This is a genomic window from Pseudomonadota bacterium (assembly GCA_022361155.1).
GTDB lineage: Bacteria > Myxococcota_A > Polyangia > Polyangiales > JAKSBK01 > JAKSBK01.
In genome coordinates, this window is the sequence record JAKSBK010000357.1 from 1 (window position 1) to 7876 (window position 7876).

Here is a 7876-nt window from a genome sequence, read left to right on the forward strand (position 1 = left end):
CGCAGCACGATCTCGCGATCGATCTCGAGGTGCTTCGAAAGAAGCTCGGTTGCGTGGGCGGGCTCGATCCCAGCCTTACGCATGGCGCGCGGGTTGGCCCATACGCTATCGACATCGACGCTCACTGCCAGCTCCGAGCCATGCCGATCGTAGATGGTCCCCCGTTTGGGAGCCAGCCGGACATCACGCAGATACTGCTGCTCAGCCATGCGTTTCAGCACCGGCGAGCGCTTCCACTGCAGGTCCCAGGCGCGCACCAGCACGCTGCCCGCACCCAGCATCAGCGTCGCCCCCAGCAGCACGATGCGGACCCGCATCCAGCGCCTGGGAGCCTGTACGGGAGCCGTCATTGAAGCCTCCCCGCGGGGCGCGATGCAGGCGCTTTGCCACCCACGGAAACGATCCGTGGTGCCCCTGGAACATCCATTCCTAGTTGGCCGCGGGCGACCGTCTCCACTCGACCGGCTTGACGCAGGGTTGCCGCCTCGAGCGATAGTAGGCGGCGCGACTCGGTGAGCTGGCGCTGCAGGCCGCGCGCCCTGCCCACGTCATAACCGAGCCGCACCGTTTCGAAACTCAACGTGAGATGCACGACGAACGCCGCTGCAGCCGCCAGCACAGCCGCACACCATAACATCAGGGAACGGCCGTTCATGCCGCCGGCCCGTTCGCAACACGACGCGCAGCGCGCGCCCTTGCGCTTCTGGCGCGCGGGTTGTGAGCTTGCTCTTCGCGGGACGCGCGCAGCGGCTTCTTGAACAATGGCACAAGCCTCGGGTCTGCGCGCAGTGCCTGCTTGACGCGGCGGTCTTCGAGGGAATGGAAACAGATGAGCACCGCGACGGCGCCCTCGTGCAGCACATCCGGCAACAACCTAAGCAACGCATCCAACTCGCTGAGCTCCCTGTTCACGGCGATTCTCAACGCCTGAAAGGTACGGGTCGCAGGATTGACGCGCCCCCGGCGTGCAGGGCCGAGCACCCGGACGACCGCCTTGCGCAGCTCTTCTGTAGTAGAGAGCTCGCCGGCCCGAACTGCACGTTTCGCAGAGGCCGCTATCGCGCGGGAGCGACGCTCCTGCCCGAGCGCAAACAGCACGTCCGCGAGCTCCGACTCCGGCAGCTCCTCGATCAGCTCACGAGCCGTCTTGCCCTGGGCCTGATCCATGCGCATGTCGAGCGGTCCCGATCGAGCAAAGGAAAAGCCCCGTTCGGCTCGATCAAGCTGATCCGAGCTGACGCCCAAGTCCGCGACGAGACCATCCAGCTTGGAAACTCCCCTCTCATGCAGCAACCGCTCCAGCTGCGAGAAGCGCGCGTGGACCAGCAGCGCACGAGCGCCAAAGACCGCGAGCCTGCGACGGGCGGACTCCAACGCCGTGGCATCGCGATCGAGGGCTATCACTCGGCCGTCGGGCGCGCTCGCTTCGAGCAAGGCCTGCGTGTGCCCACCCTGCCCGAGGGTGGCATCCGCGTACACGCAGCCGGACCGGGGGCCAATGGCCTGCAGGGTCTCGCTCAACAGCACGGGACGGTGGCAGACAGCATTCACAGTCCCAGCTCCGCCAGGCGTCGCGCCATCGCGTTGCGCTTCTTTGGATCCTCGAGCACGGCGCCGTTGAGCTCGCCGAAGCGGGTCTTGTCCCACAATTCGACATGCCGGCCCATGCCAGCCCACAACGCCTCACGTGTGAGCCCCGCGTGCTGCCTCAATGTCTGAGGGATGAGCAGCCGCCCCAGCTTGTCGAGCTCGCACTCGACAGCCCCAGACACGTAGATCCGTCTGAGCATGGCTACGCTCTCATCGAACTGCGGCAGGTCGGCCAGCCGCTGCTCGAACGCCAGCCACTCCTGCAGCGGATAGGCCACGAGACACGGATCAAGCCCAGTCGTGATCACCAGGTTGCAGTCGCCAAGAGCCGACAGCACCTCGCGAAAGCGCGAAGGCAAGGAGGTGCGTCCTTTCCCATCTATGGCATGTTCGTATCGCCCACGAAACACCCACGACCGCCTATCCAAGACAGAGCGGCAAGCTGTTGGCACTCATTACCACTTCTTGCCACCAAGATGCCAAGGTACGGGTATCCGCTGGACCGTGTCAACTTCTTAATCGAGTACGTAAGTGCCTGATTTCAAAAACACTTCGCCGGCAATTCCTCAACTGGGGGCGCGGAAAACACCACACCTGTACAAAAAGCGGGTGTGCATCATCGCACCAGAGGTCACCCGGCGGAGATTTCGGCATGGCGCCTGCGCTTCGGGCGTGTCCTGTCGGCAGAGGGGCGCAACTGCCGTAGACTGGCGTGCGTGCCGGCTGCCGGAACCGAGAACCTGCCGCCCGAGCTGCGGGAGGCCTGGGAGCACGTGCTAGAGCGGTGGAACGACGACGACACGCACAAGCGGTTCATTGCCCTATGCTCGGTCACGGGCAGGCTCGACTGCGCCGGCAGCACCTACCGCCGCGTCAGGGACACACAGCCGGCTCGGGCCGACGACGCCGAGGCTCGCATCCGGGCGATCTGTGAGCTTGCGCTCCAGGGGCTCATGCATACCAGGTCGTCCCCGCAAGCCACAGGCCCCCGCAAGATCTTCTACCTAGCCCTCGGCGTTGCCTCGACCCTGATCCTCTACGCGCTATGGGTGTTCCTGTAACATGCAAATCGAGTTTCAAAGCAGAGAGCTCACCATAAAGCTCGTCTACTATGGTCCGGCTCTCAGTGGAAAGACTACGAACCTGCAGGCGTTGCACCAGCTGCTCGATCAGCGGTCGCGCGGACGGATGATGAATCTGGAGACCCAGGATGACAGGACGCTGTTCTTCGACCTGCTTCCACTTAGCTTCGAGACCAAAGCAGGTCTGCAGGTACGGCTAAGGCTGTTCACGGTGCCAGGCCAAGCCATGCACGACGCAACCCGGAGACTCGTGCTGCAGGGTGTCGACGGAGTGGCCTTCATCGCAGACTCCCAGCTGTCGGAAACCCGCGCTAACCAACAGTCTTTCGCGAACCTCCAGCACAATCTCAAGGACAACGGCTTCGATTGCCAAAGGGTGCCCCTCGTAATCCAGTTCAACAAGCGTGACCTGCCGAACATACGCAGCGAAGAGGAGATCCGGAAATGGGCAGCCCAGGGACGCGAGCCGGTGTTTAGTGCGATCGCCACTCGAGGAATCGGGGTTCTCGAGACCTTTCTGGGCCTGCTCGATACGACGCTCAAGCGGCTCGAGACCGATCATCGACTCCAGGATCGCTTCGGCCTCGAGCGCGCCACCGCGCTGAATGCCGTGCGCGCTCGTTTCAACCCGCCCAAACAAGACACAGGCAACGAATGGTAACCGTTCACCGGTGGTGTTCGCTTCGACGGCGGGGCCTTAACGGTTACGACCAATGAGTTACACGGAGCTCATTCATGCGGATGCAACCAAGCTCGAAGACCTTATCGACCGAGAGTCCCTGAGGCAGATCTGCGGTTCTTTCTTCGATCTCTTCGGTCTTTCCCTGCGCGTGTTCTCAGCTACGGGTGCTCTGCTAGCCGACGTGCACGAGCAGCGCAGCATCTGCCGGTACGTCAACCGTCACGGCGCCGGACGGATAGCCTGCGCGCAGACGGTGGCGACCGTGCAGAATCTGCTGCCGCAGACCGCGACCCTGACGCACCCTTGCTTCACGGGAGCCATCTACACAGCGACGCCCATTCTCTACGATGACCGCTGCCTGGGTCGCTTCGTGGTTGGACCGTTCCTGCCGGCGGAGATCGGCGCTGTGCCGCAATCCCTTCTAGACGTCGATCCCGGCATCGACGTCGGCGAAGCCAAGTCACGTCTAGCGAGCATGCCGCGGGTACGCGAAGAGACGCTGGCACGTATTGTCGCCCACTTCCGCAACGTCTTGCAGCTGATGCTCTTCGCAGGCCACCGAGCGCGCATGACCAGCAGTGTGCACCTGGCCAGCATACGCGAGGGCTACAGGGAGCTGGCCGAAAAGACGGCGAGGCTCGAAGAAGCCTACGAGAGCCTCAAGGAGCTGGATCGGCTAAAGGGTGATTTTCTTGCCACGATCAGCCACGAGCTCAGAACGCCTCTGACCGCGGTGATCGGCTACACCGACATGCTGATCTCGGGAATCGGAGGCGAGCTGAACGAACAGCAACGGGGATTCGCGCAGACGATCCAGAGCAAAGGCGAGCTGCTCCTGGAGCTGATCACCAACATGCTCGAGTTGAACAAGCTCGAACGCGGCCAGCTGACCCTACGTCCCGAACCGCTCGATCCGATGGCGCTCGCCGCCGAGATCGAAGAGATCGTACTGCCGCAGGCGGACGCAAGGAGGATCCAGCTGCGCGTGCAGAGCATCGAACCAGCACCGGCCACCTTGGTGGCGGACGCCGTACGTATCAAGCAGGTGCTGCTCAATCTGGTGACGAACGCGATCAAGTTCACGCCTCCCGAAGGCGAAGTTGCCCTGATCGTGCGCTCCGCCGAGCTCGCCGGCGACGCAATGGAGTCGGACGATGACGGCGAAACCATCATGGGGATGGCGGTCATGATGGGCGGTGAGCCAGCGGTCCAGTTTGAGGTGCGCGATACGGGCCCGGGGATCGCAGAAGAGAATCTCGCAAGGATCTTCGACCCCTTCTATCAGATCGATCAGAGCTCCACTCGCCAGCACGGTGGCGCCGGACTCGGGCTGGCCATCGTCAAGAGCCTCGTGGACGCCCACGGTGGCAAGATCGATGTCGATAGCCGGATTGACCAAGGCACCACGTTCGTCGTCATACTGCCCGAGCGGCCTGCAACGTGAGCGACGAGTTCGGGCGCATCCAAGAGCTCCGCCGTCGCTTCTGTTGCCCGTCTTCCGATGTGGTGCTCGGAATCGGCGACGACGCGGCCCTTCTGAGCCCATGCACTGCTGCGCTCGTGGTCTCTGTCGACGCCCACGTGGAGGGTGTGCACTTCAGGCGCGAATGGGCCAGCCTGCGTCAGATCGGACGACGCGCCGTGGTAGCTGCACTGAGCGATCTCGCGGCCATGGCCGCCATGCCACGCGCCGCGCTGGTGGCGATGACGTTACCTTTGGGGCTCCAGGATGCGGAGCTGTACGAGCTGGCCGATGGCATAGGGGACGCCGCACGCGCTCACCGCTGTCCCATAGTTGGAGGTAATCTCTCGCGCGCGAGCGACTTGAGCTTGACCACGACGGTCTGCGGTCGCTGCACAGGCAAGCCTCTCACGCGTCAAGGCGCGCGGGCCGGCGACGGCATCTGGGTCACCGGGCAGTTGGGCGCCGCCGCGCTGGGGTTGGCTGCCTTGACTGCTGGCGAGACCGGTGAACGGGCACGACCGTTCGTACAGCGCTGGCGCGAGCCCATGGCGAGGCTCGAAGAAGGCCAGCAGCTCGGCGGAGTCGGCCGCGCGGGCATCGACCTCTCCGACGGCCTCCTGCAGGACCTGCGTCACGTCTGTCGCGCCTCGGGCCTGGGCGCAGTGCTGCACGCGGATCGCTTGCCGTTGGCGGCAGGGCACGAACGGCTGTCCCGGGAGCTTGGCCTGAACGGACTCGAGGTGGCTCTTGGTGGGGGCGAGGACTACGAGCTGCTGGCCGCGCTGCCGCCTCACGCTCGGCCACCCCAGTGGGCCACGCGCATCGGGGAGTTCACCGATCAACTGGGCATCGTGGACGTGCTGACCCCGGACGGCCGCCCACTAGCCCGGCCGGAGCGCGAGGGCTATCGGCACGAAACCTGAAGATGCCGCCAGGGTACTCCAGGGCCGTGGCCTGCTAGCCGAGCCCGGCATCCGCACGAGCGATCGGCTCAGGGCTCGTTACAGAAGTTACAGAACAGCTCGATCGGTTGCGCCCATGCAGGGCGGCGCGCTCGCGGCTTTCGTCCTCGCAAGAATCCTCGCAATAGCGCTGCCATTGCTGCGGGCGCGCCGCGAATCGCATCCACCCTGCGCGGCCGGTCTCGACCAGTTTTTCTGTCACGAGCCCTTACCGAGCTTCTTCAAGGAATGCTATGTAGGGGAATTGCCCACAGGCCGCATCCGTGTGATACGCTTGCGGAGGCGTTATTTGACCTACTTGTGGGTGGCCCAAGCACCTATACGACCGAACAAAATTCCGCTTGAGAGGCGGCTTCGAACCTGGCATTGGTTTAACAACAAAGTTCTAGCTTAACCACAAAGTTCTAACTACACGGTTGGATGGTCAGCGATGAGTGAAGCTGTGGAGAGTGCCGGTGTCGCCCCCTCAGCCTCCGAGGGCGAGCAGCACGATTCACTGGTAGGTCGCGTACTCGACCGTCGCTATCGCATTGACCGATTGCTGGCGCGCGGTGGGATGAGCCGCATCTACTACGCCGACCAGATCTCCTTGGCGCGGCAGGTAGCCCTGAAAGTGCTCGATGGGGAACTCGTGCGCAGCAAGGGCAACGAGTTCTGCGAGCGTTTTCTGCGCGAGGCCTCGCTGGCAGGCCAGCTTCGCCACCCCAACGTGGTGACGGTACTGGACCACGGTCGCAGCGCTGACGGAGCCTACTACATCGCGATGGAGCTGGTGGAAGGGCGGACGCTGTGCGAGCTGATCAGAGACGAGGCGCCTCTTCGGACAGGCCGAGCGCTGCACCTGGCGATGCAGCTCTGCAGTGCGCTCCGCGAAGCGCACGGGCTCGGAATCGTGCACCGCGATCTGAAGCCGGCCAATGTGATGCTGGTGCGTTACGACAACGACCCCGAATTCGTGAAGATCCTGGACTTCGGGCTGGCCAAGGACATCAACCGCAGCTCGCAGCTCACCTCGGTGGGTCGATTCATCGGCTCGCCCCAATACGCCTCCCCCGAGCACGTGCAGAGTCGCCCGGTGGACGCGCGCACCGACCTCTATTCCCTGGGCGTGATCCTGTACGAAATGCTTACCGGCAAGATCCCCTTTGCGCGAGACAGCGACATGGATACGCTCGCAGCACAACTCCACGACCCGCCACCCCCCATGCTCGCGCACGGCAAGCCCGTTGCCCCGGCCCTCGAAGCGCTGGTCATGCAGTGTCTGGCAAAGGAGCGCGACGAGCGCCTGGCAACCGCCGGGGCGTTGTTGCGCCAGCTGCGCAAAGTAGACGGCGAGCTGGGACAAGAACTGTGCGACGGAACGCCGCTCAGCACAGCGTGGGCGCGCGAAAGCAGGCCGCAAGCACAATCAGCGGTTGCCGCTGATCGCCCTGCGGCGCTACCCTCAGAGGGCGCTCGCTCGCACACTGGCCCGCAGCGGCAAAGCCCGATGCGCTCAAGCGAAGACCAACGCCCGGCAATTCCCAACCGCGGTGCCGATCCCAACCGCGGTGCCGATACCAACCGCGGTGCCGATACCAACCGCGGTGCCGATACCAACCGCGGTGCCGATCCCAACCGCACCAGCGGCACCAAGAACTCCATGAGGATCAGCACGTCAGACGGACTGCCGCCCGCCACCATCACCTTGCCCGCTCTGGACTCGAGCCCCCTGCAAACCAACAACACCGCGAAAACGCTCTGGCAGAACCGGCGCAACTGGCTGGTTGCCGCAAGCCTGGTAGGCGCCTGCGGGATCGGCGTAGCTGTGGGTCTGCTGATGGGACCCGACGCCTCGTTGGATCCATCCCCGGCGGCGGCCGTGCTACCCGGTCTCGCTCAGCATGGGGCGGCGGCGAACGACGCACAGCACGCTGCAACAACCGGAGCAGGATCTGCGATAGCTGACACCCCGGGTTCGCCGGATTTGCATCGGGGCGTCGGTCCTGCTCCCAGCCGCGGTGCCGATCTCAACCGCGGTGCCGATACCAACCGCGGTGCCGATACCAACCGCGGTGCCGATACCAACCGCGGTGCCGATACCAACCGCGGTGGC

General features: G+C 64.3%; 9 protein-coding genes. 5 read left to right on the forward strand and 4 right to left on the reverse strand.

The features are described 5' to 3' along the window. The 4 genes from MJD61_13770 to MJD61_13785 form a co-directional block, all read right to left on the reverse strand. Positions 1-350 (reverse strand): hypothetical protein (locus MJD61_13770; GenBank protein ID MCG8556339.1); only part of this gene is annotated, 350 nt, incomplete at its 3' end. Further along, entirely contained in the window at positions 347-655 is a 309-nt protein-coding gene (locus MJD61_13775) for a cell division protein FtsL (GenBank protein MCG8556340.1), read from the reverse strand. The genes MJD61_13775 and MJD61_13770, both read right to left, overlap by 4 nt. Then, positions 652-1551, reverse strand: coding sequence for a 16S rRNA (cytosine(1402)-N(4))-methyltransferase RsmH (gene rsmH / locus MJD61_13780; protein MCG8556341.1), 900 nt, complete (start codon positions 1549-1551; stop codon positions 652-654). The genes MJD61_13775 and rsmH overlap by 4 nt, the downstream gene beginning before the upstream one ends. Further along, positions 1548-1949, reverse strand: coding sequence for a division/cell wall cluster transcriptional repressor MraZ (locus MJD61_13785; GenBank protein MCG8556342.1), 402 nt, complete (start codon positions 1947-1949; stop codon positions 1548-1550). The genes rsmH and MJD61_13785 overlap by 4 nt, the downstream gene beginning before the upstream one ends. Positions 1950-2201: 252 nt before the next feature. Here MJD61_13785 and MJD61_13790 point away from each other — a divergent pair, with 252 nt between their 5' ends. From MJD61_13790 to MJD61_13810, 5 genes are all read left to right on the forward strand, one after another. Further along, entirely contained in the window at positions 2202-2651 is a 450-nt protein-coding gene (locus MJD61_13790) for a hypothetical protein (protein MCG8556343.1), read from the forward strand. 1 nt (position 2652) lies between these two features. Beyond that, positions 2653-3333: a GTPase domain-containing protein gene (locus MJD61_13795; GenBank protein ID MCG8556344.1), complete on the forward strand. Its 681-nt coding sequence runs from the start codon at positions 2653-2655 to the stop codon at positions 3331-3333. 52 nt (positions 3334-3385) lie between these two features. Beyond that, positions 3386-4798 (forward strand): ATP-binding protein, encoded by a 1413-nt coding sequence (locus tag MJD61_13800; GenBank protein MCG8556345.1) that lies wholly within the window; start codon positions 3386-3388, stop codon positions 4796-4798. Beyond that, complete coding sequence (gene thiL, locus MJD61_13805) at positions 4795-5742, forward strand: thiamine-phosphate kinase (GenBank protein MCG8556346.1); 948 nt, start codon at positions 4795-4797, stop codon at positions 5740-5742. The genes MJD61_13800 and thiL overlap by 4 nt, the downstream gene beginning before the upstream one ends. Before the next feature lie 469 nt (positions 5743-6211). Next, a partial coding sequence (locus MJD61_13810) for a serine/threonine protein kinase (GenBank protein MCG8556347.1) occupies positions 6212-7876 on the forward strand: 1665 nt, incomplete at its 3' end.